The organism is Streptomyces sp. NBC_01717, from assembly GCF_036248255.1.
Classification (GTDB): domain Bacteria; phylum Actinomycetota; class Actinomycetes; order Streptomycetales; family Streptomycetaceae; genus Streptomyces.
In genome coordinates, this window is record NZ_CP109178.1 from 1,780,048 (window position 1) to 1,803,750 (window position 23,703).

The following is a 23,703-nucleotide window of genomic DNA, read 5'->3' on the forward strand; positions in this document are numbered from 1 at the left end:
GAGATGCGCGACGTCTACGGGGTGGCCAACGAGGACGCCGACTTTCAGGCGTGGCAAGCGGGGCACAGGTACGAACTGGACGACCGCGCGTCGTGGTGGAACGACTTCCATCAGACCGTCGCCGACGGGGTCGCTCGCGGCATCAGCGTGCGACGCGTGCGCGTTGTCTCCGAGCCTGTGTCGGACTACATCCGATTCGAGCACTCATGTACGCCGCAGAACCTGACGGCCGGAGAAGACATTCGGTGGCTGCCCCGTCGGCTGACGTCGGAGCTGCTGCTCCCCGGCAATGACTACTGGCTCTTTGACGACCGAGCCGTGAAGTTTGGTCTGTTCACCGGAGAGGGCGCGATCCTGGGGCATCAGATGTCCTACGCGACGTCAGTCGTCAAGCAGTGCGCCGATGCGTTCGACACGGCGTGGGACCGCGCGGTACCGCATGCGGATTACAGGGTCTGACGTCTACCCATGTTCCCGACGTCCAGTGTCCAGGCTGCCCGTACTGCGCTTGCCGCGCGGCTGCGGGAAATCCGCCTGGACGCTGGGCTGACGGGGCGGGAGGTCGCAGCCCGGACCGGCTGGCAGCCGTCGAAGGTGAGCCGGCTGGAGAACGCCACGACGCCTCCGTCCGATTCCGACATCAGGGCGTGGTGCGAGGCATGCGGCACCGTGGAACGGGCGCCGGATCTGATCGCGGCCTCTCGCACCGCAGAGTCGATGTACGTGCAGTGGCGACGTGTCCAGAGAACGGGCCTGCGACAGCTTCAGGAGTCGCGCGTACCGCTCTTCGAGAAGACTGCTGTGTTCCGCGTGTACTCGTCGTCCGTCGTCCCGGGGCTGCTCCAGACCGCGGAGTACGCGGCAGCCCTCCTGACGTCCATTACGCAGTTCCACGGCACCCCCAACGACGTGGGGGAGGCTGTGGCGGCACGGCTGGCCCGGTCGCAGGTCATTCACGAGGCCGGGCATCAATTTTCGTTGATCCTGGAGGAGTCGGTCCTCCGTCACGTCGTCGGGGATGCGGCGACAACTGCGGGACAGCTGGGGTACCTCCTGGCCGCAATGGCGTTTCCCGCTGTGTCGGTCGGCATCGTTCCTGCGGGCACCCCGCGGAAGATGTGGACGACGGAGACGTTCAACATCTACGACGACACCCGCGTTCACGTGGAGCTGCTGACGGCGGCAGTCACGGTGACGGAGCCGCAGGAAGTAGCGCAGTACGTGGGAGCGTTCGCTGAATTCGCCGCGCTGGCTGTCTACGGGGCGAAGGCGAGAGCGCTCGTAACGGCCGCAATCGACGCGCTCGACTGAATCTGCGTAGAACTCCGTAGAACTTCCTGGAACTCACTTTGCCTGCGTCCGTAGCGTCGTCTTCCAGACGACAAACGTGGAGGAGCGGGCATGGCGACCATCATGAAGCAGCCCCGGGAAGTACACCTGACGGAGCCGATCTCTCCGAATCCGTACCCAGGCTGCGACGTCTGCGCAGCGCTCGTCCGGGAATGGATCGACATCACAGAGCCGGCCTCCCCGCTGTTCGACGTGGAGCGCGCTCACCGTATCGTCGACGAGGTCAGAGATCATCGCAGTCAGGACGAGGTAGCAGCCCCCGCGCTCTGACGTCCCACATACCCGCGCTCCGGCTCGTCACAGTCGGCGCGCGGTGGGCGGCAGGGATCGGCTCCTCACGGTGAGGTCGACAAGCCAGTCCCTGCCCGTCCGCTAGCCCCGCTCCTTCCCCCGTAGGAGCGGGGCTTTTTGGTGCCCTTCGTCAGTACACTTAGCCAGTACTCCTGATGAGCAAGAACTTGTACCCGAACTGGGGTCAGGACCACCGTGCGGCAGAGATCGCGAAGGCATCGTTCTTTCAGGGCAACGACGTCGTGGTACTCCAGGAGGCGTTCGACAACTCCGCCTCCGACGCGCTGGCACAGAACGCGTCCGCCCAATACCCGTATCGGACGCCGGTGGTGGGCCGGAGCAAGAGCGGCTGGGACGCCACGGGCGGCGCCTACTCGGCCACGACTCCGGAGGACGGCGGCGTCACCGTACTGAGCAAGTGGCCGATCATCCGCAAGGAGCAGTTCATCTACAAGGACGCCTGCGGCAGCGACTGGTGGTCCAACAAGGGCTTCGTCTACGCCCAACTGAACGTCAACGGCACGGCGGTGCATGTAGTGGGAACCCACGCGCAGTCGACCGACTCCGGATGCGGGTCGGGTGAGGCGGCGCAAATGCGCAGCCGGCAGTTCAAGCAGATCGACGCCTTCCTCGACGCCAAGAACATCCCCGCGTCCGAACAGGTCATCGTGGCGGGCGACATGAACGTCGACTCCCGCTCCCCCGAGTACGCGTCGATGCTCGCCGATGCCGGACTCGCCGGAGCCGATGCCCGCACCGGGCACCCGTACTCCTTCGACACCCAGGACAACTCGATCGCCTCGTACCGCTATCCCGACGACCCTCGCGAGGATCTCGACTACGTCCTCCACCGCGCCGGGAACGCGAAGCCGTCCGGGTGGACCAACGAGGTGGTCAAGGAGCAGAGCGCGCCCTGGACCGTCTCCAGCTGGGGCACGGACTACACGTACACGAATCTCTCCGACCACTACCCACTGATCGGCTCCGTCGGCTAGCGGGACCGTGTCAACCGGCCGGCCTCGGAATCATCCGCGTCATACGTAGTGCCGACCGGTGCCGCTTCGACCGCAGCCACGGTGCAGGGGTACGCCACGGGGCCGGGGCGTGCCGTCGGTGGCTGCGGGAACGGCTGTCGTCGGCAGGCCGGTCGCGGGGACGCGGCCTGTGGTTCTGCGCCCGGTGGGTCTCGTTGGGGCGCTGGTCGCCCGGGACTTGCTGGGCGACCGGGGTGCTTCGTCGGGCCGGATCAGTAGGCCGAGTTGACGTTGTCGATCGAGCCGTAGCGGTGCGCGGCGTAGTTGGCGGAGGCCGTGATGTTGGCGACCGGGTCGTAGATGTTCGTCGAGGTGCCGGCGACGTGGTACGTCTTGAAGGTGGGGTCGATGACCTGCATCAGGCCCTTGGACGGGATGCCCTTCATGGCGTTGGAGTCCCAGTTGTTGATGGCGTTGGGGTTGCCGGAGGACTCGCGCATCAGGTTCTTGTGGATGCCCTCGTAGGTGGCCGGGATGCCCTGCTTGTGCAGGATCTCCAGCGACTGCTTGATCCAGGTGTCGACGTTGCCGCCGGACTGGGCGGGGGTGGCGGCCGAGGCGGCCGGGGCGCTGACGACGGTGCCGGCCATGACGGCGGCGCCGGCTGCGAACATGCCCAGCGAGATCTTCTTGGTCTTGGTCATGCGGGCGAACTTCTTGGGCATCGCGGTGATCTGCACGTGGTAATTCCTGTTCTGTCGGGGGGTGATGCCAAGAATTGTTAATCGGGAGGGAATCCCGGGTCAATGCCCACTTCTTACTACTGCGATTAGTATCGGGTGCAGAAAATGATGGCAGAAGTGGTCGCGCGCGACCGGGGAGCGGGCCTCGGTGCTCTACTATTCAGCTTCAGAGTGACGCCCGTCATATGGCTCACCCCACACGGCAAATGCCTCAAATCAGCACAAGAGTGACCCAGGTCATGTGGCCTGCGTCATATCGAAGGCGCCCAATTCGCTCACCGTAATGCAGCAAATGCATTACGTATTCATGGCGGAGTAGTGGAATATCGGCGCTCGTAGTCGGGGAACCCTTTCCGGTGATCGAGGGCCGATGTCCGGGGCCTGACGGGTCTGCCGGCGGTATGTAGCGGGGCTGATTCGGCGCCGTACGGCCGTGTGAATGAGCCCCCCATGGGGACAGGGCTCCGGCGCAGCCCTTATACAAGACGTCGACCAGCGAGCCCCCTACCTACAGGCGATCTCCCTGCGAACCGATTCCCTGCCCTCAGGTGAAGACCGCGACGATGCCGTCGTCGCGGCGGCGGCGGCAGCAGCCGAGTTCGCGGGCCTGTAGGCGGCCGGTCGCCGACAGTGTGCCCGGCAGCCAGCCGGTGGCGATCCCCGCCTCGTTGTCTGCCGTGGTGGCGTGGGTCTCGTACACGATCTCGATGGACACGCGCGGACTCCTTCGGGATCAAAGCGCTTCGGCAAAGGGCGTCCGTCGCACCGGGGGACTTCTCCATCTCCAGCAGGCCCCACAACGACCTTGGCAGATAATCGCGTAGCGGGGCGGGAGACTGCACGACTGGCACTCCACCCCGACCATGTCCCGGACCTGCGCCACCCCGAAGGAACATCTCCATGGGCCACGCCCTCCCGCCGTTCCACCTCCTGCCCGGAGCGCCCGCGTCACCGGTCCTGCTGCACGTACCGCACTCGGCACGCGCCATCCCCGATCACATACGCGCCGGGATCGAGCTGGACGACGAGGCTCTGGATCTCGAACTCGACCACATCACGGACTCCCACACGGCCGAGTTGGCCGCCGAGGCGGCCAAGGCCACGCCTCTCACGCCGTGGCGGTTCGTCAACGGTCTGTCGCGACTCGTCATCGATCCCGAACGGTTCCCCGACGAACGCGAGGAGATGCTGGCCGTCGGCATGGGCGCGGTCTACACCCAGACCACGCACCGCGAGCCCCTTCGCTCACCGGACGTGGATCCGCAGCCCTTGATCGACCGCTACTTCCACCCGTACGCGGCAGCAATGACCGCGGCTGTCGACGCACGCTTGGCGGCCACGGGACGCGCGGTCGTCATCGACGTCCACTCCTATCCGTCGGCTCCGCTCCCCTACGAACTCCACGGCACCGGGCCACGCCCACCGATCTGCCTCGGCACCGACGCCTTCCACACACCGCCGGACCTGCTGGCCCAGGCCGAGGAGGCGTTCGCCGGGTTCGGGGGCACGGGCATCAACAGCCCCTTCGCCGGTACGTACGTACCGCTGAAGCATTACGGCGTGGACCCGCGTGTCAGCGCGCTGATGATCGAAATCCGCCGGGACGTGTACATGCCCGAGCCGGGAGGCCCCGCCCACCGCACCGGATCGACCGCGCTGGCGTCGGCACTCGCTGCCCTGGTCGGCGCGCTGTCCGGTGCGAGCGAACAGGATGCACGGGCGTGACACCCGGCCCATGCCTTCCACTGCGACACTGCCGTCTCGCGAGCCCCCGTGCGGGAACAGACAATGGTGACCAGGGCAGCAGCTCCGTGCCGGCCCCTCGAGGAGGTAGCGATGCGTCTGACCAATCTCGTCGGGGAGTCGGCCGAACACGTCAGCGCCCGCGAGGAGCTGCGCCTGGCCGAGATCGATCTGATGCGCCAGCGCGAACGCGTCGCTGACCTGCGCCGCCGGCTGCCGCCGGGGCCCGTCGTCGACGACTACGTGTTCGAGGAAGGCCCCGCGGATCTCCACGCAGAAGATGTGCCCGTGAAGACCGTGCGACTGAGCGAGCTGTTCACCCGGTCCGGGCGCGACCTCGTGGTCTATCACTTCATGTACGGCAAGCAGCAGACCCATCCTTGTTCCATGTGCACGATGTGGATCGACGGGTTCAACGGAATCGCCCACCACGTCGCGCAGAACGTCGACTTCGCGATTGTCGCAGCGGCCGACCTGCCCGCACTCCGCGCGCACGCACGGGACCGGCGGTGGGAGAACCTGCGGCTGCTCAGTGCCGGGGCCGGCACCTTCAAATACGACCTCGGCAGCGAGGACGCCGAGGGTAACCAGGACTCGACGGTGTCGGTGTTCACCCGCGACAGCGGCGGCCCGGTACGCCACTTCTACTCGGCACACCCCCGGATGTCCGACGACATCGACCAACGCGGCATCGACCTGCTCAGCCCGGTGTGGCACATCCTCGACCTCACCCGCCAAGGCCGGGGCAACTGGTTCGCAGAACTCGGCTACTAAAGGCTGTCCCGTAACGATCTCTGTGGTGTGGGCTGGTTGGAAACCGGCCGGTAGGGCTGTGGACGGCCGCGAGCGGGTCCGGGACCATGGCCCGCATGCCAACATGGACTATCAAGGCGGAGCCCGTCATCGGCGCGGGTGTCGACGATGCGATGCGGCAGTACTTCACCGAGATGGGACAGCGGGTGCTGGGGCGCTCGGCCACAGAGGCAGAGCTTCGAGCGGTGCTCGCCCAGGACCCTCACCATGACATCAGCCCGCCCGATGGCGAGTTCCTCGTAGCGCGCGGTGGCGAGGGCGAGTTCCTAGGCTGCGCAGGGTTGCGGCTCCTGAAGGGCGATCCCGAGACTGCGGAGCTCAAGCGGATGTACGTTCGCCCCGCTGGGCGGGGAGCGGGGTTGGGTCGGGGCCTCCTTCTTGCCGTCGAGGAATCGGCCAAGAGGCTCGGTGCCGCCCGGATCGTGTGCGAGACCAACACCCAACTCACCGAAGCACGCGCGTTGTACACGAGGCACGGCTACGAGGAGACCGCGCCGTACGAAGGGCATGGCAAGGCGGATCACTGGTACGCCAAGGTTCTCAGCTGAAGGTCTAGGAGATCGGGGTCGAGTCGATCCCCTGAGCCATGAAGCAGGCGACGCCACCTCGACGGAAGTGAGGCATTCGCGCCCGCACAGCCCTCGGAGGACAAGCGTCGGGCCGGATCCAAACCGGCAGCGCCATGCTCAGGGAAACCGCGCCACCGCCACCTCGTGGCACCCGGACACCCACCTTGCTTACCGCTCCGTAACCTCTGATTTACCTCAGATTTGTTCCTGCGTGACTTTGGGCACTGTCAGAATCGCAGGATTCCCGGATGATGTGGCGTCGGACCGTGTCACGGTGACGACTCCCTGGCCCGCCACGGCCGGGAACGCCCACCTTCCCCTCACAAAGGCGAACCCTCTCCATGAGTGACCGCATCACAGCGGCCGAAACGCTCGTTGCCGCCCCACCGGCGGCGGGCTCCCCCCATGTGGACGCCGGCGATGCCGGGTACAGCAAGGACCTCAAGTCCCGCCACATCAACATGATCGCCATCGGCGGAGCGATCGGCACCGGGCTCTTCCTGGGCGCGGGCGGCCGGCTGGCCGGGGCGGGTCCGTCACTGGCCATCGCCTACGCGGTCTGTGGCATCTTCGCGTTCTTCGTCGTGCGCGCGCTCGGCGAGCTGGTGCTCTACCGGCCGTCCTCCGGCGCCTTCGTCTCGTACGCCCGTGAGTTCATGGGCGAAAAGGGCGCCTTCGCGGCCGGCTGGCTGTACTTCCTGAACTGGGCGACCACGGCCGTGGCGGACATCACCGCGGCTGCCACCTATGCCCACTTCTGGGGCATGTTCAGCGACATCCCGCAGTGGATCCTTGCGCTGATCGCCCTCGCCGTCGTCCTCACGGCCAATCTCATCTCGGTGAAGTACTTCGGCGAGATGGAGTTCTGGTTCGCGATCATCAAGGTCGGCGCACTCGTCGCGTTCATGCTGATCGGCATCTTCCTGGTGGTGACCCAGCACCCGGTGGACGGTCACACGCCCGGTTTCTCCACCATCTCCGACAGTGGTGGCATCTTCCCCGTCGGCATGCTCCCGATGCTGCTGGTGATCCAGGGTGTCGTCTTCGCGTACGCGTCCGTCGAGCTGTGCGGCGTGGCCGCCGGTGAGACGAAGAGCCCCGAGAAGATCATGCCCAAGGCGATCAACTCGATCATGTGGCGTGTCGGTCTCTTCTACGTCGGCTCGGTGGTGCTGCTCGCTCTGCTGCTGCCGTACACCTCGTACTCGGGGGACGAGAGTCCGTTCGTCACCGTCATGGACAAGCTCGGCATCCCGGGCGCGGCCGGTGTGATGAACCTTGTCGTGCTGACCGCGGCGCTCTCCAGCCTGAACTCCGGGCTGTACTCCACCGGCCGCATCCTTCGCTCGATGGCGCTTTCGGGGTCGGCGCCCAAGTTCACCGGGCGGATGAACAAGGGGCAGGTGCCCTACGGCGGCATCCTGCTCACCGCCGGCTTCGGTGTCCTCGGTGTCGGACTCAACTACGTCATGCCGGGCGAGGCGTTCGAGATCGTCCTCAACTTCGCGTCGATCGGCATCCTCGGCACGTGGGGCATGATCATGCTCTGTTCGCTGCTGTTCTGGCATCGCTCGCGCGACGGCCGGGTCACCCGCCCCTCGTACCAGCTGCCCTGGGCCCCGTACACGCAGATCGTCACGCTGGCATTCCTTGCCACGGTCGTCTTCCTGATGTGGTGGGGCGGCGGAGTGGGCCGCACGACCGTGATGTGCCTGCCGCTGATCGCGGCCGCACTGGTCGGCGGCTGGTTCGTCGTCCGGCGACGGGTGAACGACCTGGCGCAGGAACGCGAGGACGCCTGACGGTCCTCGGTACCGGCTACGGCCCTCGCGGAAGGCTTCCTTCCGCGGGGGCCGTTCCTGTGCCACCCGGCCACCGGACCGGGCGGGGCCGCCACCAGGATCGTGCCGTCCGGACCGACTGTGACGTCCCGTGATCCGTCAGTCGAGCAGGGCCTCGGCGACGCGCTCGACGGCGCGTGGCCTTCACCACAATTTACCCATTAAGGACAGATGACCCCATATAAATGGCTTTATAGCTAGCTGCACTCCCTCGGCATCCAGCTCCAGGGATTCAACGACGAGTGACACGGGAGAAGCGTTTGATCACGGCACGTAAAGGACGCACCCGGCTGACGGTTGCAGTCGGTGTACTCGGCGGTGTGGTCTCACTCGCGGCCCTCGGTGGTACCAGCAACGCTGCTACCAGCGGTAACGACGTCGGGAATCATCCGAAACCGCAGGCGCGGGCGGATCAGGCGGCCACCCAGGAGGCTTCCGACGCCCGAATAAAGATCACGCCCAAGCAAGGTGCCTACGACGTCGGGATCAACGACTCCGTCAAGGTCACCGTCAGCGACGGCAAGCTCACCAAGGTGACCATGACCGCCGTCGCGACCGGTGCTGAGGTTCCGGGCACCCTGTCCGCCGACGGCGCCTCCTGGAAGCCGAACGGCCGGCTGGAGCGGGCCACCAGGTATCAGGTCACCGCGGAGGCCAAGGACGCCAAGGGCCGCTCCGTCACCGGGAACGCCACGATCACCACGCTCTCCCCGGCCAACAACTTCATCGGGCACCTCTCCCCCGAGGACGGCTCGACCGTCGGCGTGGGCATGCCGGTGACGGTCGACTTCGACAAGGCGATCAGCGACAAGGCCGCCGTGGAGTCGACGATCCAGGTCAGCTCCAGCAGCGGCCAGCAGGTCGTCGGCCACTGGTTCAAGGACGACCGCCTGGACTTCCGCCCCAAGAACCACTGGAAGCCCGGCTCCACCGTCACCGTCACGCTCAACCTCGACGGCACCCAGAAGACGGTCACGTTCAAGATCGGCCGGAGCCAGATCAGCACGGTCGACGCCAAGACGAAGCAGATGACCGTCGTACGGGACGGCAAGACGATCAAGACCATCCCGATCTCGTCCGGCAGCACCGAGCACCCGACGTACAACGGTCAGATGGTCATCTCCGAGAAGTTCAGGCAGATCCACATGAACGGTGCGACCGTCGGCCTCACGAAGAAGGACGGCACGCCCTCCTACGACATCGAGGCCGTACCGCACGCCATGCGCCTGACCGCCTCGGGCACCTTCATCCACGGCAACTACTGGGGTGCCGACGTCTTCGGCAAGGTCAACACCAGCCACGGCTGCGTGGGCCTGAAGGACGTCAAGGGCGGCGGCGACGGCAAGCAGCCCGCCGCGTGGTTCTTCGACAACTCGATGATCGGTGACGTCGTGATCGTCAAGAACTCCGAAGACAAGACCATGCTGGCCCCCGACAACGGCCTCAGCGACTGGAACATGCCGTGGAGCGAGTGGGTCGCGGGCAGCGCGACCGGCTGACGCCACGTCACTCCCCAGGCATCTGAACCTGAATCCCTTCCGCCAGGCGGCGGGCGACACCGTGTCGCCCGCCGCCTGCGGCGTCAGGGCGCTCGAGCAGCCCTCGCCGCGTGCGGGACGGCGGTTGCGTCACGTCGCCCAACAGACGACCGATGTCGGCGGACCGGGGGCCGTTCGACACCAGTACTGCGCGCCCATCGCCCGCCGGTCCCGCCTGGTACTGCGACGGAAGAAACTGATCGCGAACAGCGCGGTGTTCAAGACCCCCGGGGCCACAGGTCATGCACGGCGTCGTCCATCACGTCCTCCCTCCACGGCGCATCCTGTGGTCCGGCCGACAGGCGGCCAGGGCGTTTCCCGGCTGCCCCCTTCAGGGGCGTGGCGGGGGCCGACGAAGACCCGGCCGACATGACGAACCAGCCCCATCCGCTGGGATGCAGCAGACATTTCCACCGTCGTCTCCCACAACCTCCCCTACAAAAAGCGAACTTGTTCCCGTCACATCAGTAACACGACGGCAACACAGCACCGTTGACGCGTTTCGGTGCTGACCTTAGGCTCGCTCGCCAAAGGTTCCGGCCAGGGTTCACACACGTGGTCCCGTTCCTGACATGTCTACGACAGTCCGTCGTCGCTGCGACGGCGGGCAGGGCGCTGCCGCTCGACCGGAAACGCCGTTCCGCTCCGTACCGACGACTCGGGAGAACATGTGAACAGACGTCGCGCGCCCGGCTGGGCCGCCTCGGCACTCGTCACCACTCTGGCGCTGACCGGTGCACTCGCCGGCCCCGCCGGCGCGTCACCGGCCGCCGCTTCCGCTCGGACCCCGACCACGGCGGTCGCCACCGCGACCGACGACATCACGCACGAGCAGAACGACCGTGTCCCAAAGGGCTCGGTCTGGACCCAGCACTACTTCCCGTCCTCGGACGGCTCGGGTACCGAACTGCACGGCGACCTGCTGATGCCCGAAGGCGTGCCCGCCGGGCAGAAGGTGCCGGTCATCCTCTCCATCGGCCCGTACTTCGGCCACATGGGCCAGACGAACCCCGAGGGCTGGACCCACACCGGTCCCTCGAATCGCTTCCAGGACTTCATCGAGGGCAGCGACCTCTTCGCCCACGGCTACGCGTTCCTCATGGTCGACCTGCGCGGCTTCGGCGGTTCGACCGGCTGCCTCGACTGGGGCGGTCCCGGTGAGCAGGCCGACGTGAAGGCCGCGATCAACTGGGCCGCGAGCCAGCCGTGGTCGACCGGCGCGGTGGGCATGTACGGCAAGTCCTACGATGCCGTCACCGGCCTCATCGGCAACGACCTGAAGCAGTCCGCGCTGAAGGCCGTTGTCGCCGGGGAGCCTCTCTGGGACATGTACCAGTACATCTACTCCAACGGCGTCCCCCGCCCAAATGTGACCGGAACCGCGAATGCCTACAACGGCATTGCCACGATGGCCCCGCTGTCGGACGACGACGTGCGCTATCAGGCCAACGCCCGGTACGAGGACGACCACCCCGGGTGCCTGACGGAGAACTCGGCCGGCTACCGGATATCCGACCGGAACGACCCGTTCTGGACCTCCCGTGACCTGGCCAAGATGGCTCGGGGCACCAAGACGCCGCTCTTCGTCACCCAGGGCTTCATCGAGAACAACACCAAGCCCGAGGAGATGCAGGAGTACCTCACCAACCACACCGGCCCGGAGCGCGGTTGGGTCGGCCAGTGGGACCACGTGCGTGGTGGCGACCGGGTGAGCGACGGTCGCCTGGCCATGGGCCGCGAGGGCTGGTACGACGAGACGCTGTCCTTCTACGACCAGTACCTCAAGGGAGTTCGGCCCTCGGTCGACTACCCGACGTACTCCGTCGAGGACTCCACCGGTCACTGGCGCGCTCAGGAGACTTGGCCGGTGGTGGAGCGCGGAGTCACCCTCCCGCTGGGGAGGGGCAGGTACCTCGACGACGGCGGTGCCTCCGCACGCGCCAACCTTGCCGCAGCCGGCACAACGGCGCCCAAGGCGGTGCAGCCGTCGGGCAACTGGGACATGGAGAACGCGCCGGCGACCGAGCAGCCGGCGCCCAAGGGTCTGGCCAAGGGGATTGCTAAGAGGCAGCAGCCCGGTGAGGTCGGCTCCAGTTTCTTCGTCTGGTCGCAGCCACTCACCCAGGACGTACGGGTGACCGCCACACCGAACATCTCGCTGACCGCGAAGGGCAAGGGCAACGTCATGCTCAAGCTCTACGACGTCGGCCCGGACGGCAAGGCCGTGATGTTCGACGAGCAGGTCTCCCTGCTGAAGGCGGGCCGGATGAGCGTCGACCTCAAGGCGACCGACTGGACGCTGGCGGCCGGGCATGTCCTGGCCGTGGAGATCGGCTCGATCCAGACCGGGTCGTGGCGTGACACCCCATCGGGTCAGACCATCAAAGTCTCGGGCGCCGTGCTGAGGCTGTCCCTGGACGATCCATCCGACGACGTAGCCACCCAGGGAGACCGCTCACCGTACCTGGACACCTACCTGCGCCAGTACACGGTGGACCTGCCGGCCGGACAGGCTTCCTTCACCGTGACACCCGGCGGCCACATCTGATCCCACGCCCACAGGTCGGCGCCGGCCGGCACGGCTCCCGGACCCGCTCCGGAGCACCGTCCGGCGCCGACCCAGGCACCAGCCCAGGCACCGGGGACCTCTCCCCCGATCAGTGCCTCGTTGTCCTGATCATGTGTGGCAGGGGGAGTTGACTGACGACGAGTGGGCGATGCCAGTGCCTCTGCTGAATGACCCGTGACGAGATCGCCCGGCTCGTACGCTTCATCAGCGGCCTGGCCGCCGCCGTCCGCCAAGCGGCAGCCGCGGACAAGGCGGCGATCTACCGCCATCTCGGGCTCGCCCTCGTCCACGACCCCGGAAAACACAAAGTGCTGGCTGAGACGAGTCTCAACCAGCACATGTCGACAACCCCTAGGTTGCCGTTCGGTGTCCGAGGGGGGACTTGAACCCCCACGCCCGATAAAGGGCACTAGCACCTCAAGCTAGCGCGTCTGCCATTCCGCCACCCGGACTAGGTGATCGGCCCCGGTCTCCCGCGGCGACAAAGAAAACAATACCAGGGGTTTGGGGTGCCTCTCACCTGCATATTCGGTGGTCAGTGCGGTGCGATGGGCGCGCCCGAGGGGTCCGGGGAGGGTCACGTACGGTCCGGATTCATGCGTGTACACACAGTGCTCCGGAGGTTCGCCGGGCGGCGTACGGGCCTGGTGGGGGCGGCCGGGCTACCTTCGCGGACATGAGTGATCGCGGCTATCGGCGGCCCCGGGCGCTGTCCCCCTTGCGTGAGCATCTGCGCGATACGTTCTGGTTCGCTCCGACGGTGGGGCTGCTGTGCTCCTTCGCGCTGTGGTGGGGCGTCTCGGCGCTCGACGCGGAGATCGTCACGCACCTGAAGGACGAGCAGGCGTACGAGGAAGTCGGCGAACTGATCAGATTCGCCGACGATGCCAGGACCATCGTCACCACCGTCAGCTCGGCGATGATGACCTTCATCGGTGTCGTCTTCAGCATCTCGCTGGTGGCCGTGCAGATGGCGAGCGGTCAGCTCACGCCCCGGGTGGTGCGGATCTTCGTCAGGAGCCGGATCAGCAAGCTGACGCTGACGGTGTTCCTGGCGACGTTCGCGTTCTCGCTGCTGGTCCTGACCTCGTACGAGAGTGAGAGCGACCCGCGGCGGGTCACGTCCGTACCGCTTCTGCAGAGCATGCTGACGCTGGCCATGGTGGGCCTCAGCCTGTTGCTGTTCATCGCGTACGTCAGCTCGACGCTGCGGCTCATGCAGGTGGGGCCGGTCGTCGATCGCATCACCCATGAGTCGCTGCGGGTGGTCGGGCGGGTGCCCGGTGGGGTGCGGGAGGAGCTGCCGCTCGGGGCGGAGACCGCTCGGATCGGGTACGCGGGGCGGGCGGGAGTGCTGCGTGAGGTGAATGTGGCGCGGCTGGTGCGGGTTGCTCGGCGGCAGGAGGTGGTGTTGCGGCTGATTCCCCGGATCGGGGACTTCGTGGTGCCGGGGACGCCGGTGCTGGCCGTTCATGGTGGGGCCTCGCCACAGCGGATGCCGAGGTACACGATCTCGGTGGGAGTCGAGCGCACACCGCAGCAGGATCTGGCCTTCGGACTGCGTCAGCTTTCTGACATCGCGCTGCGGGCGCTGTCCCCGGCGGTGAACGATCCCACCACCGCCGTGCAGTGCCTGGACCGGATCGTGCAGTTGCTGGCCGCCATGGTGCACCTGCCGCTCGGCGCGGTGCAGCACCGGGACGGGGCGGGTGCGGTGCGGCTTGTGCAGGACGGACCGGAGTGGACCGATCTGGTGGATCTTGCCTTCGAGGAGATCCGGTGGTGCGCGACGAGGAGTCCGCAGGTGTCCCGGCGGATGCTGGCCGGGATCGACGATGTGGTGGCGCTGGCTCCGGAGGACCGGAAGGGCGCGCTGGTCAGGCACCGCGAGCTCCTGGTGAAGGCCGTGGAGCGCACGGTGCCCGACGTCATCGCTCGGGAGTTCGCGCTCTTTCCTGATCGTCAGGGGATCAGGTGAGGCGGGTGTTCCTCCTGGGTGTTCCTCCTGGGTGTCACGGCATCAGGTGGTAGTCCGGGAAGTTGCCGGGCAGGCGCTCCCCTGCCGGGCCGTCCGTCACCGCCCTGACCAGCAGTTCGCCCCCCACGAAGGCGCCGCGCCAGGACGCGCCGAAGCCGCCGAAGAGCTCGTCCCGGTCGCCTCGGGAGCGGGGTTTGCCGTGGCCGGTCTTGAACGCGCGGATCTGTGGGGCCAGGCGCTCGTACGTTGCCGGGTCGTCGGTCGAGAGCGTGGCCACCAGGGCGCCGTTCGAGGCGTTCATGGCGGCGAGGAGTTCCGCCTCCGTGTCGACGAGGACGATCGTGTCGACCGGGCCGAACGGTTCCGCGTGGTGGAGCGGGGAGGACGGGGGCGGGTTGAGGAGCGTGACGGGTTGGAGGTACGCGCTGGTGTCCTGACCCGGGAGGAACTGTGCGTCGGCCGTCGATCCTCGGTGGAGGGGGATCGCGCCCCGGTCGATGGCCTCCGCCACCTGATCGGCCAGTTCCTTGGCCTTCGCCGCGTTGATCAGCGGGCCGAAGTCCAGGGTGGGGAGGGGGGCTGTCGGGTCCGGCACCGCCAGGGGGTGGCCGGTGCGGAGTGAGCGGACGGCGGGGAGGTAGGCCGACAGGAACTCGTCGAACGCGCTGCGCTGGACGACGAAGCGGGGGTACGCGGTGCACCGCTGCTTGCCGTAGTCGAAGAGCTTCGGGATGACGGCCGTCAGGGACGGCCAGTCCGTGAAGTTCCAGATGCCCCAGGTGTTGAGACCCTCCTGTTCGAGGATGTGCCGCTTGCCGAGGTCGGCGACTTCGATGGCGATACGGGCCCCGGTGTCCCGGCCGCCGACGAAGGAGACGCAGCCGATCTCGGGCGAGCGGACGAGAGGCGCGGAGAGTTCGCTTCCGCTGCCGCTGAGGAGGGTGAGCGGGATGCCCTCGCGGGCGGCGAGGGCGCAGGCCAGGGTGAGACAGGCGACGCCGCCGTCGGTCGGGGTCTTGGCGATGACCGCGTTGCCGGCCAGGGCCTGTACGAGCATCGCGTGGACCAGCACGGACATGGGGTAGTTCCAGCTGGCGATGTTCGAGACCGGGCCGGGGAGCGGGGTGCGGTCGGCGAGGAGGCGGTCGATGTTGTCGACGTACCAGCGGACACCGTCGATCGCGCGGTCCACGTCCGCCTGGGCGAGGCGCCAGGGTTTGCCGATCTCCCAGACGAGGAGGAGCGCGAGAAGTTCCCGGTGCTCGGTGAGCGCGTCGAGGGTGGCGGAAACGCGGGCGCTGCGCTCGGGGAGCGGGATGTGACGCCAGGCGCGGTGCTGGTCGAGGGAGGCCCGGACCGCCTGTTGGGCGGTCGGGGCGTCCAGTCGGGGCGGGCCGGCGATGGGGCTGCCGTCGACGGGGCTGGTGGCGGGCAGGGGGTGGCCCTCCTGCTGCCAGGACGCAGCCCAGAGGTTGAGGACACGGTCGGCCTGGAAGGCCTCGGGGGCGGTGGTGAGGCAGCGTTGCCAGGCGTCCGACCAGGCGGTGCCTGGTTTGAGGGTGAGGGTGGGGGCGTCGGCGCTGGTGGGTGGGGTCGGTGCCATGGAAGTCTCCGCTCTCGGTGCACAGTCGGGGCGGGAGGTGGGATGGCTCGCTCATACCGGACGGTAGTGAAGCCGGTGCGGGGAAGGCAGGGGTGTCGCCTCAGTGGTGAGGGACGTCACGCGGTTGAGGGTGAGGGTCGGGACCGGGGTGCGGGGTGGGTGCCGTTGGTCGCGGGGGTGGGCGCCTGCGGCGGGCCTTCCCCTACCCACCCCTTCCCGAAACCGGGGCTCCGCCCCGGGCCCCGGTCCTCAATCGCCGGACGGGCTGAACCTGCCCGCCTGGCTGCGTGTGCCCGATGAGGCGGATGAGTCCGACGGGCTGGGTATCCCCAGCTTCTGCCGTACCAGCCTGGCCGTCTCCGTCGGTGTGGCGCCGACCGGTACGCCTGCCGCTTCCAGCGCCTTCTGTTTTGCCTCCGCCGTGCCCGACGAGCCCGAGACGATGGCACCCGCGTGGCCCATCGTCTTGCCCTCGGGGGCCGTGAAGCCCGCGATGTAACCGATCACCGGCTTGGTGATGTGCTGAGTGACATACGCCGCCGCTCGTTCCTCCGCGTCGCCGCCGATCTCGCCGATGAGGACGATGAGTTCCGTGTCCGGGTCGTTCTCGAAAGCCGTCAGGCAGTCGATGTGCGTGGTGCCGATGACCGGGTCGCCGCCGATGCCCACTGCCGATGTGAAGCCGATGTCGCGCAGTTCGTGCATCAGTTGGTACGTCAGCGTGCCGGACTTCGAGACCAGGCCGATCCGCCCCGGCCCGGGCGCGATGTCGGCCGGGATGATGCCCGCGTTGGACTGGCCGGGGGTGATCACGCCGGGGCAGTTGGGGCCGATGATGCGGGTGCCACGGGTACGGGCGTGGGCGTGGAAGGCCACCGCGTCGTGGACCGGGATCCCTTCGGTGATGACCACTGCCAGGCCGATGCCGGCGTCGGCGGCTTCGATGACGGCCGCCTTGGCGAAGGGTGGCGGGACGAAGACCACCGTGACGTCCGCTCCGGTGGCGTCCATTCCTTCGCGTACGGAGCCGAAGACGGGGATCTCGGTGCCGTCGAGGTCGACCTTCCGGCCCGCCTTGCGCGGGTTGACGCCGCCTACGATCCGGGTGCCCGCCGCGAGCATTCTGCGGGTGTGCTTCATGCCCTCGGCACCGGTCATCCCCTGGACGAGGACCTTGCTCTCCTTGGTGAGAAATATGGCCATGTCCGGTCTCCTTAGGCTGCGTCGGCCAGTTGGGCTGCTCGGCGCGCGGCGCCGTCCATCGTGGTGGCCTGCTCGACCAGGGGGTGCGCGTGTGCGTCGAGGATCGCGCGGCCGCGGACGGCGTTGTTGCCGTCGAGGCGGACGACGAGGGGTTTGGTCAGGAGTACGGACCGCAGTGCCTGGACGATGCCGTCGGCGACCGCGTCGCAGGAGGTGATGCCTCCGAAGACGTTGACGAAGACCGACTTCACCGCCGGGTCGGAGAGGATGACGGAGAGGCCGTCGGCCATGATGCCTGCCGAGGCGCCGCCGCCGATGTCGAGGAAATTGGCCGGTCGGGCACCGCAGCCGGCGACGACGTCGAGGGTGGACATGACCAGTCCGGCGCCGTTGCCGATGATGCCGACCTCGCCGTCGAGTCTGACGTAGTTGAGGCCCTTGGCCGCGGCCGCCGTCTCCAGCGGGTCGCCGTGCGGGTCATCGCTCTCTGTTCCCCAACGAGACTGACGGAAAAGGGCGTTGTCGTCGAGTGTCACCTTGCCGTCGAGCGCGAGGATCCGGCCGTCCACCGTACGGACCAGGGGGTTGACCTCGACCAGCAGGGCGTCCTCCCTGGTGAGCACCTGCCACAGGCGCTGGAGCACGGGGGCGGCCTCGGGCGGTAGGGCTGCCGCTGCGGCGATCTGCGCGGCCCTGCGTTCCGTCACTCCTTCGACAGGGTCGATCGGGATACGGGCCACTGCCTCCGGCCGGGTCGCGGCGACCTCCTCGATCTCCATGCCGCCCTCCGCGGAGGCGATGGCGAGGAAGGTGCCGGTGGTTCGGTCGAGTACGTAACTGACGTAGAACTCGGCCTCGATGTCCACGGGTTGGGCGAGCATCACCGTCCGCACCGTGTGGCCCTTGATGTCCATCCCGAGGATCTGGCGGGCAGTCAGTTCGGCGGCCGCCGGGTCGGCTGCGATTTTGACTCCACCCGCCTTGCCCCGGCCACCCGTCTTCACCTGCGCCTTGACGACGACGCGGCCACCGAGCCGGCCCGCTGCTTCCTTTGCGTCGGCCGCGCGGTCGATGACCTCGGCCTCCGGTACCGCTATGCCGTGTTCTGCGAAGAGTTGCCGTGCCTGGTGCTCGTACAGATCCATAGCCACTCCCGATCGTGCCGATTGTGAAAGTGCCGCTCGCCCCCTGGACACCACCCACCGGATGCGGGATAACAAGCTTCATACAGTATCCGTCGACTGTATGCAATGTACCGCGGGGGCGCAGGCATGGCTCCTGCACTCCCCTACGAAGGGACAGGATCGCCATGGCCGAGGACAGCCAGGAACTCATTTCCGGCGGGCACCTGGTCGCCAAGGCGTTGAAGGCCGAGGGGGTGGAGCGCATCTACACCCTGTGCGGCGGGCACATCATCGACATCTACGACGGTTGCGTCGACGAGGGCATCGAAGTCGTCGACGTACGCCATGAACAGGTCGCCGCGCATGCCGCCGACGGCTACGCACGGATCACCGGCAAGCCGGGATGCGCCGTCGTCACCGCCGGACCGGGGACCACGGACGCGGTGACAGGGGTCGCGAACGCCCTCCGCGCCGAGTCCCCCATGCTGCTGATAGGCGGTCAGGGAGCGCACAGCCAGCACAAGATGGGTTCGCTCCAGGACCTGCCGCATGTCGAGATGATGGCGCCCATCTCCAAGTTCGCCGCCACCGTGCCGGACACCGCCCGCGTCGCCGACATGGTGTCCATGGCCTTCCGAGAGTGCTACCACGGGGCACCCGGGCCTTCCTTCCTGGAGATCCCGCGCGATGTGCTCGACGCCAAGGTGCCGGTGGCGAAGGCCCGGGTGCCGGAGGCCGGGCAGTACCGGGCCTCGACCCGCACGGCCGGTGACCCAGCAGCCGTCGAGAAGCTCGCCGATCTCCTTGTGCACGCCGAGAAGCCGGCGATCCTGCTGGGCAGTCAGGTGTGGACGACCCGGGCGACGGACGACGCCATCGAGCTCGTAAGGACGCTCAATGTCCCCGCCTACATGAACGGGGCCGGCCGCGGCACGCTGCCGCCCGGCGATCCGCATCACTTCCAGCTGTCGCGGCGGTACGCCTTCTCCAACGCCGATCTGATCGTGATCGTGGGTACACCGTTCGACTTCCGGATGGGCTACGGCAAGCGGCTCGCCCCCGACGCCACCGTCGTGCAGATCGACCTCGACTACCGCACCGTCGGCAAGAACCGGGACATCGACCTCGGGATCGTCGGCGATGCGGGGATGGTCCTGAAGGCGGTCACGGAAGCGGCGAGCGGGCGGCTCAACGGGGGTGCGGTCAAGCGCAAGGCGTGGCTGGAGGAGCTGCGTGCCGCCGAACAGACCGCGATCGAGAAGCGGCTGCCCGGTCTGAAGTCGGATGCCTCGCCGATCCACCCGTACCGGCTGGTCAGCGAGATCAATGAATTCCTCACCGAGGACTCGATCTACATCGGGGACGGCGGCGACATCGTCACCTTCTCCGGTCAGGTCGTCCAGCCGAAGTCGCCCGGCCACTGGATGGACCCGGGGCCGCTGGGCACGCTCGGCGTCGGGGTGCCGTTCGTGCTGGCTGCGAAGCAGGCCCGGCCCGACAAGGAGGTCGTGGCGCTCTTCGGCGACGGTGCGTTCTCCCTGACCGGATGGGACTTCGAGACGCTGGTCCGCTACAACCTCCCGTTCGTCGGGATCGTCGGCAACAACTCCTCGATGAACCAGATCCGTTACGGCCAGAAGGCGAAGTACGGCGACGCGCGCGAGCGGGTCGGCAACACCCTGGGCGACGTGCACTACGACAAGTTCGCCCAGATGCTGGGTGGTTACGGCGAGGAGGTCCGCGACCCCGCCGACATCGCGCCGGCACTTCAGCGAGCCCGGGAGTCAGGACTGCCGTCGCTGATCAACGTCTGGGTCGACCCCGACGCGTACGCCCCCGGAACCATGAACCAGACCATGTACAAGTAGCAGAGGAGCCCTTTGCATGACCAAAGCTCTTGAGGGCGTGCGCGTCCTCGACATGACGCACGTTCAGTCCGGCCCCTCCGCCACCCAGCTGCTCGCCTGGCTCGGCGCCGACGTGGTGAAGCTCGAGGCGCCGAGCGGCGACATCACGCGCAAACAGCTGCGCGATCTGCCCGATGTCGACTCCCTGTACTTCACGATGCTCAACTGCAACAAGCGGAGCATCACCCTCAACACGAAGAGCGAGCGCGGCAAGGAGATCCTCACCGAACTGATCCGCCGCTCGGACGTGATGGTGGAGAACTTCGGGCCCGGCGCCGTCGACCGGATGGGATTCACCTGGGAACGGATCCAGGAGATCAATCCACGGATCGTGTACGCCTCCATCAAGGGGTTCGGTGAGGGCCCGTACACCAACTTCAAGGCGTACGAGGTCGTCGCCCAGGCCATGGGCGGCTCGATGTCCACCACCGGCTTCGAGGACGGTCCGCCGCTCGCGACCGGCGCGCAGATCGGCGACTCCGGAACCGGCATCCACGCGGTCGCGGGCATTCTGGCCGCGCTGTTCCAGCGCGAGAACACCGGACGCGGCCAGCGTGTCAACGTCGCCATGCAGCATGCGGTGCTCAACCTGTGCCGGGTGAAGCTCCGCGATCAACAGAGGCTGGCACACGGGCCGCTGGCGGAGTATCCGAACGAGGACTTCGGCGACGAGGTGCCGCGCAGCGGCAACGCGAGCGGCGGCGGGCAGCCCGGATGGGCGGTGAGGTGCGCGCCCGGCGGGCCCAACGACTACGTGTACGTCATCGTGCAGCCCGTCGGCTGGCAGCCCCTCGCCTCGCTCATCGGGCGCCCGGAACTGGTGGACGACCCCGAGTGGGCGACGCCCGAGGCCCGCCTGCCCAAGCTCGACAAGATGTTCCAGCTCATCGAGGAGTGGTCCGCGACGCTCCCCAAGTGGGAGGTGCTGGAGCGGCTGAACGCGCACAACATCCCGTGCGGCCCGATCCTCTCCACCCAGGAGATCATCGAGGACGAGTCCCTGGTCGCCAACGAGATGGTCGTCCAGGTGGAGCACCCGGAGCGCGGCACGTTCACCACCGTGGGCTCCCCGCTGAAGCTCTCCGACTCCCCGGTGGATGTGGTGACTTCGCCGCTGCTCGGCGAGCACAACGAAGAGGTGTACGTCGGTGAGCTGGGCCTCGGCGACGAGGAGCTGCGGCTGCTGAAGACGAACGGAGTCATCTGAGCATGGCCGAATCACAGGACCGCGAGACCGTAAGGGCGTTGCTCGACTCCGTCCGGGCCGCCGGACGCAGTGCGCTCACCGCACCGGAGGGCAAGATCGTCGCCGATGCGTACGGGATCGCCGTGCCGGGCGAGGAGCTGGCGCAGGACGCCGACGAGGCCGTGGCCTTCGCGGACCGGCTCGGCGGGCCGGTCGTGCTGAAGATCGTCTCCCCCGATGTGCTGCACAAGACGGATGCCGGCGGTGTCGTCGTCGGGGTGGAGGGCGGCGCTCAGGTGCGTGCCGCGTTCCAACGCATCATCGAGAACGTGCAGGCGTACGCGCCCCACGCGCGGATCGACGGTGTGCAGGTGCAGCAACTGGTGCCGCCCGGCCAGGAGGTCATCGTCGGCGCGGTCACCGACCCGACGTTCGGGAAGGTCGTGGCCTTCGGGCTCGGCGGTGTGCTCGTGGAGGTGCTCAAGGACATCACCTTCCGCCTGGCCCCGGTCACTGCGGACGAGGCGCTGTCGATGCTCGACTCGATCGGCGCGGCCGAGATCCTGCGCGGGGTGCGGGGTGCGCCGCCGGTGGACCGGTGGGCGCTGGCCGAGCAGATCCGGCGGGTCTCCCAGCTGGTCACGGATTTCCCGGAGATCGCCGAGGTCGACCTCAATCCGGTCATCGCCGCTCCGGACGGTGCGGTCGCGGCGGACATCCGGATCCTGCTGGCGACGGAGACGGTCAAGCAGAGGCGTACCTACCCGCGCGAGGAGATCCTCGCATCGATGCGCCGGCTGATGGAGCCCCGCTCGGTCGCCGTGATCGGCGCCTCCAACGAGCAGGGCAAGATCGGCAATTCGGTGATGCGCAACCTCATCGACGGCGGCTTCTCCGGGGAGATCCATCCGGTGAACCCCCGGGCCGATGACATTCTGGGCCGCAAGGCGTACAGGAGTGTCGCGGACGTTCCCGGTGAGGTGGATGTGGCGGTCTTCGCGATCCCCGCCCAGTTCGTTGCATCGGCGCTGGAAGAGGTGGGGCGCAAGGGGATACCCAATGCGGTCCTCATCCCCTCCGGATTCGCCGAGACCGGTGAACAGGCGCTGCAGGACGAGATCGTGGCGATCGGCGAGCGGTACGGCGTACGGCTGCTCGGGCCGAACATCTACGGCTACTACTCGACGTGGCAGGACCTCTGCGCCACCTTCTGCACCCCGTACGACGTGAAGGGCGGGGTGGCGCTGACCTCGCAGTCCGGTGGTATAGGCATGGCCATTCTCGGCTTCGCCCGTTCGACGAAGACCGGTGTGTCGGCGATCGTCGGGCTCGGCAACAAGTCCGACATCGACGAGGACGACCTGCTGACCTGGTTCGGCGAGGACCCGAACACCACGTGCATCGCGATGCACCTCGAGGATCTCAAGGACGGGCGCGCGTTCGTCGAGGCGGCGCGTGCGACCGTACCGAAGAAGCCGATCGTGGTGCTGAAGGCCGGCCGTACCAGCGCCGGCGCGAAGGCAGCGGGTTCGCACACCGGTGCGCTGGCGGGCGACGACGCCGTGTACGACGACATCCTGCGCCAGGCGGGGGTGATCAGGGCGCCGGGGCTGAACGACATGCTGGAGTACGCGCGGGCGCTGCCCGTGCTGCCGACGCCCAGGGGCGACAACGTGGTCATCATCACGGGAGCGGGCGGCTCGGGCGTGCTGTTGTCGGACGCGATCGTCGACAACGGGCTCTCCCTCATGGAGATTCCGCCGGATCTGGACGCGGCGTTCAAGGCGTTCATTCCGCCGTTCGGTGCGGCCGGCAACCCGATCGACATCACGGGCGGCGAGCCGCCGTCCACGTACGAGGCAACGATCCGTCTCGGTATGGAGGACCCCCGCATCCATGCGCTGGTCCTCGGCTACTGGCACACGATCGTCACTCCCCCGATGGTCTTCGCCGAGCTGACCGCGCGGGTGGTCGCGGAGTTCCGCGAGCGCGGGATCGAGAAGCCCGTGGTGGCGTCGCTGGCCGGCGACACCGAGGTGGAGGAGGCCTCCCAGTACCTCTTCGAGCACGGCGTCGTCGCTTACCCGTACACGACGGAGAAGCCGGTGGCCGTGCTGGGCGCCAAGTACCGATGGGCCCGTGCGGCCGGTCTGTTGGACGGTGACCGATGACCTGACGGCGAGAGCTCGAACCACGGGGTCTGCGGGTGACCGCTCGGCCGCAGACCCCGGGCGACGCGAAGTGGGAACGGACAGGGGGCGCTGGCCAGAC

At 67.7% G+C, this 23,703-nt stretch carries 19 protein-coding genes, 1 tRNA gene and 1 pseudogene; 15 read left to right on the top strand and 6 right to left on the bottom strand.

Going from position 1 to position 23,703, the window contains the following annotated elements; all coding sequences use genetic code 11:
* Positions 1-3 precede the first annotated feature (3 nt).
* From OHB49_RS08185 to sph, 4 genes and pseudogenes are all read left to right on the top strand, one after another.
* Positions 4-459 carry a DUF6879 family protein gene (locus OHB49_RS08185; protein WP_329159100.1) on the top strand — a complete coding sequence of 152 codons (456 nt, stop codon included), beginning with the start codon at positions 4-6 and terminating at the stop codon, positions 457-459.
* 9 nt (positions 460-468) lie between these two features.
* Positions 469-1,311: a helix-turn-helix domain-containing protein gene (locus tag OHB49_RS08190; protein WP_329159102.1), complete on the top strand. Its 843-nt coding sequence runs from the start codon at positions 469-471 to the stop codon at positions 1,309-1,311.
* 90 nt (positions 1,312-1,401) lie between these two features.
* Positions 1,402-1,620 (top strand): hypothetical protein, encoded by a 219-nt coding sequence (locus tag OHB49_RS08195; protein WP_329159104.1) that lies wholly within the window; start codon positions 1,402-1,404, stop codon positions 1,618-1,620.
* Between the two features lie 173 nt (positions 1,621-1,793).
* A pseudogene (gene sph, locus OHB49_RS08200) lies at positions 1,794-2,636 on the top strand (sphingomyelin phosphodiesterase); the annotation flags it as partial.
* 251 nt (positions 2,637-2,887) lie between these two features.
* On the opposite strand, the gene OHB49_RS08205 reads toward sph, so the two are convergent.
* Together OHB49_RS08205 and OHB49_RS08210 are read right to left on the bottom strand one after the other, a co-directional pair.
* Entirely contained in the window at positions 2,888-3,340 is a 453-nt protein-coding gene (locus OHB49_RS08205) for a transglycosylase SLT domain-containing protein (protein WP_030981007.1), read from the bottom strand.
* Between the two features lie 562 nt (positions 3,341-3,902).
* On the bottom strand, positions 3,903-4,073 hold the full coding sequence (locus tag OHB49_RS08210) for a histidine phosphatase family protein (protein ID WP_329159105.1): 171 nt from the start codon (positions 4,071-4,073) through the stop codon (positions 3,903-3,905).
* Positions 4,074-4,258: 185 nt separating this feature from the next.
* Between OHB49_RS08210 and OHB49_RS08215 the strand changes: the two genes are divergently transcribed.
* The 7 genes from OHB49_RS08215 (at position 4,259) to OHB49_RS08245 (ending at position 12,817) form a co-directional block, all read left to right on the top strand.
* A complete protein-coding gene (locus OHB49_RS08215) occupies positions 4,259-5,083 on the top strand; it encodes an N-formylglutamate amidohydrolase (RefSeq protein WP_329159106.1) in 825 nt (274 codons plus the stop codon).
* Positions 5,084-5,194: 111 nt separating this feature from the next.
* Entirely contained in the window at positions 5,195-5,875 is a 681-nt protein-coding gene (locus OHB49_RS08220; protein ID WP_329159107.1) for a DUF899 family protein, read from the top strand.
* A 95-nt stretch (positions 5,876-5,970) separates the two neighbouring features.
* Positions 5,971-6,462, top strand: coding sequence for a GNAT family N-acetyltransferase (locus OHB49_RS08225; RefSeq protein WP_329159108.1), 492 nt, complete (start codon positions 5,971-5,973; stop codon positions 6,460-6,462).
* Positions 6,463-6,824: 362 nt separating this feature from the next.
* Positions 6,825-8,285, top strand: a complete 1,461-nt coding sequence (locus OHB49_RS08230; protein ID WP_329159109.1) for an amino acid permease — start codon at positions 6,825-6,827, stop codon at positions 8,283-8,285.
* Positions 8,286-8,587: 302 nt separating this feature from the next.
* On the top strand, positions 8,588-9,823 hold the full coding sequence (locus tag OHB49_RS08235; RefSeq protein ID WP_443079649.1) for a L,D-transpeptidase: 1,236 nt from the start codon (positions 8,588-8,590) through the stop codon (positions 9,821-9,823).
* A 709-nt stretch (positions 9,824-10,532) separates the two neighbouring features.
* On the top strand, positions 10,533-12,410 hold the full coding sequence (locus OHB49_RS08240) for a CocE/NonD family hydrolase (protein ID WP_329159112.1): 1,878 nt from the start codon (positions 10,533-10,535) through the stop codon (positions 12,408-12,410).
* Between the two features lie 188 nt (positions 12,411-12,598).
* Positions 12,599-12,817 carry a hypothetical protein gene (locus OHB49_RS08245; RefSeq protein ID WP_329159114.1) on the top strand — a complete coding sequence of 73 codons (219 nt, stop codon included), beginning with the start codon at positions 12,599-12,601 and terminating at the stop codon, positions 12,815-12,817.
* On the opposite strand, the gene OHB49_RS08250 is transcribed toward OHB49_RS08245, so the two are convergent.
* Positions 12,799-12,883 (bottom strand) — tRNA-Leu (locus OHB49_RS08250). The genes OHB49_RS08245 and OHB49_RS08250 overlap by 19 nt on opposite strands.
* Before the next feature lie 224 nt (positions 12,884-13,107).
* On the opposite strand from OHB49_RS08250, the gene OHB49_RS08255 reads away from it, so the two are divergent.
* Positions 13,108-14,409, top strand: coding sequence for a DUF2254 domain-containing protein (locus OHB49_RS08255; RefSeq protein ID WP_329159116.1), 1,302 nt, complete (start codon positions 13,108-13,110; stop codon positions 14,407-14,409).
* Positions 14,410-14,443: 34 nt separating this feature from the next.
* Here OHB49_RS08255 and OHB49_RS08260 read toward each other — a convergent pair whose 3' ends face one another.
* From OHB49_RS08260 to sucC, 3 genes are all read right to left on the bottom strand, one after another.
* The gene (locus OHB49_RS08260; RefSeq protein ID WP_329159118.1) at positions 14,444-16,012 is read right to left on the bottom strand and encodes an aldehyde dehydrogenase family protein; all 1,569 of its coding nucleotides are present in this window, start codon (positions 16,010-16,012) and stop codon (positions 14,444-14,446) included.
* A gap of 249 nt (positions 16,013-16,261) precedes the next feature.
* Positions 16,262-17,215: a succinate--CoA ligase subunit alpha gene (gene sucD / locus OHB49_RS08265; protein WP_329159120.1), complete on the bottom strand. Its 954-nt coding sequence runs from the start codon at positions 17,213-17,215 to the stop codon at positions 16,262-16,264.
* Positions 17,216-17,226: 11 nt separating this feature from the next.
* The gene (sucC, locus tag OHB49_RS08270; RefSeq protein WP_329159121.1) at positions 17,227-18,360 is read right to left on the bottom strand and encodes an ADP-forming succinate--CoA ligase subunit beta; all 1,134 of its coding nucleotides are present in this window, start codon (positions 18,358-18,360) and stop codon (positions 17,227-17,229) included.
* Between the two features lie 164 nt (positions 18,361-18,524).
* Between sucC and OHB49_RS08275 the strand changes: the two genes are divergently transcribed.
* The 3 genes from OHB49_RS08275 to OHB49_RS08285 are packed head-to-tail and all read left to right on the top strand — an operon-like array spanning position 18,525 to position 23,603.
* Entirely contained in the window at positions 18,525-20,207 is a 1,683-nt protein-coding gene (locus tag OHB49_RS08275) for a thiamine pyrophosphate-binding protein (protein WP_329159122.1), read from the top strand.
* Positions 20,208-20,223: 16 nt separating this feature from the next.
* Entirely contained in the window at positions 20,224-21,453 is a 1,230-nt protein-coding gene (frc, locus tag OHB49_RS08280; RefSeq protein WP_329159123.1) for a formyl-CoA transferase, read from the top strand.
* A 2-nt stretch (positions 21,454-21,455) separates the two neighbouring features.
* On the top strand, positions 21,456-23,603 hold the full coding sequence (locus OHB49_RS08285; protein WP_329159124.1) for an acetate--CoA ligase family protein: 2,148 nt from the start codon (positions 21,456-21,458) through the stop codon (positions 23,601-23,603).
* The last annotated feature ends 100 nt before the right edge of the window (positions 23,604-23,703 follow it).

Bases quoted from the DNA above. Each gene is read 5' to 3' on its own strand.
- OHB49_RS08185 (WP_329159100.1), top strand. From the start codon at position 4: ATGCGCGACGTCTACGGGGTGGCCAACGAGGACGCCGACTTTCAGGCG.
- OHB49_RS08190 (WP_329159102.1), top strand. From the start codon at position 469: ATGTTCCCGACGTCCAGTGTCCAGGCTGCCCGTACTGCGCTTGCCGCG.
- OHB49_RS08195 (WP_329159104.1), top strand. From the start codon at position 1,402: ATGGCGACCATCATGAAGCAGCCCCGGGAAGTACACCTGACGGAGCCG.
- OHB49_RS08205 (WP_030981007.1), bottom strand. From the start codon at position 3,340: ATGCCCAAGAAGTTCGCCCGCATGACCAAGACCAAGAAGATCTCGCTG.
- OHB49_RS08215 (WP_329159106.1), top strand. From the start codon at position 4,259: ATGGGCCACGCCCTCCCGCCGTTCCACCTCCTGCCCGGAGCGCCCGCG.
- OHB49_RS08220 (WP_329159107.1), top strand. From the start codon at position 5,195: ATGCGTCTGACCAATCTCGTCGGGGAGTCGGCCGAACACGTCAGCGCC.
- OHB49_RS08225 (WP_329159108.1), top strand. From the start codon at position 5,971: ATGCCAACATGGACTATCAAGGCGGAGCCCGTCATCGGCGCGGGTGTC.
- OHB49_RS08230 (WP_329159109.1), top strand. From the start codon at position 6,825: ATGAGTGACCGCATCACAGCGGCCGAAACGCTCGTTGCCGCCCCACCG.
- OHB49_RS08245 (WP_329159114.1), top strand. From the start codon at position 12,599: ATGACCCGTGACGAGATCGCCCGGCTCGTACGCTTCATCAGCGGCCTG.
- OHB49_RS08255 (WP_329159116.1), top strand. From the start codon at position 13,108: ATGAGTGATCGCGGCTATCGGCGGCCCCGGGCGCTGTCCCCCTTGCGT.
- OHB49_RS08260 (WP_329159118.1), bottom strand. From the start codon at position 16,012: ATGGCACCGACCCCACCCACCAGCGCCGACGCCCCCACCCTCACCCTC.
- sucD (WP_329159120.1), bottom strand. From the start codon at position 17,215: ATGGCCATATTTCTCACCAAGGAGAGCAAGGTCCTCGTCCAGGGGATG.
- sucC (WP_329159121.1), bottom strand. From the start codon at position 18,360: ATGGATCTGTACGAGCACCAGGCACGGCAACTCTTCGCAGAACACGGC.
- OHB49_RS08275 (WP_329159122.1), top strand. From the start codon at position 18,525: ATGGCCGAGGACAGCCAGGAACTCATTTCCGGCGGGCACCTGGTCGCC.
- frc (WP_329159123.1), top strand. From the start codon at position 20,224: ATGACCAAAGCTCTTGAGGGCGTGCGCGTCCTCGACATGACGCACGTT.
- OHB49_RS08285 (WP_329159124.1), top strand. From the start codon at position 21,456: ATGGCCGAATCACAGGACCGCGAGACCGTAAGGGCGTTGCTCGACTCC.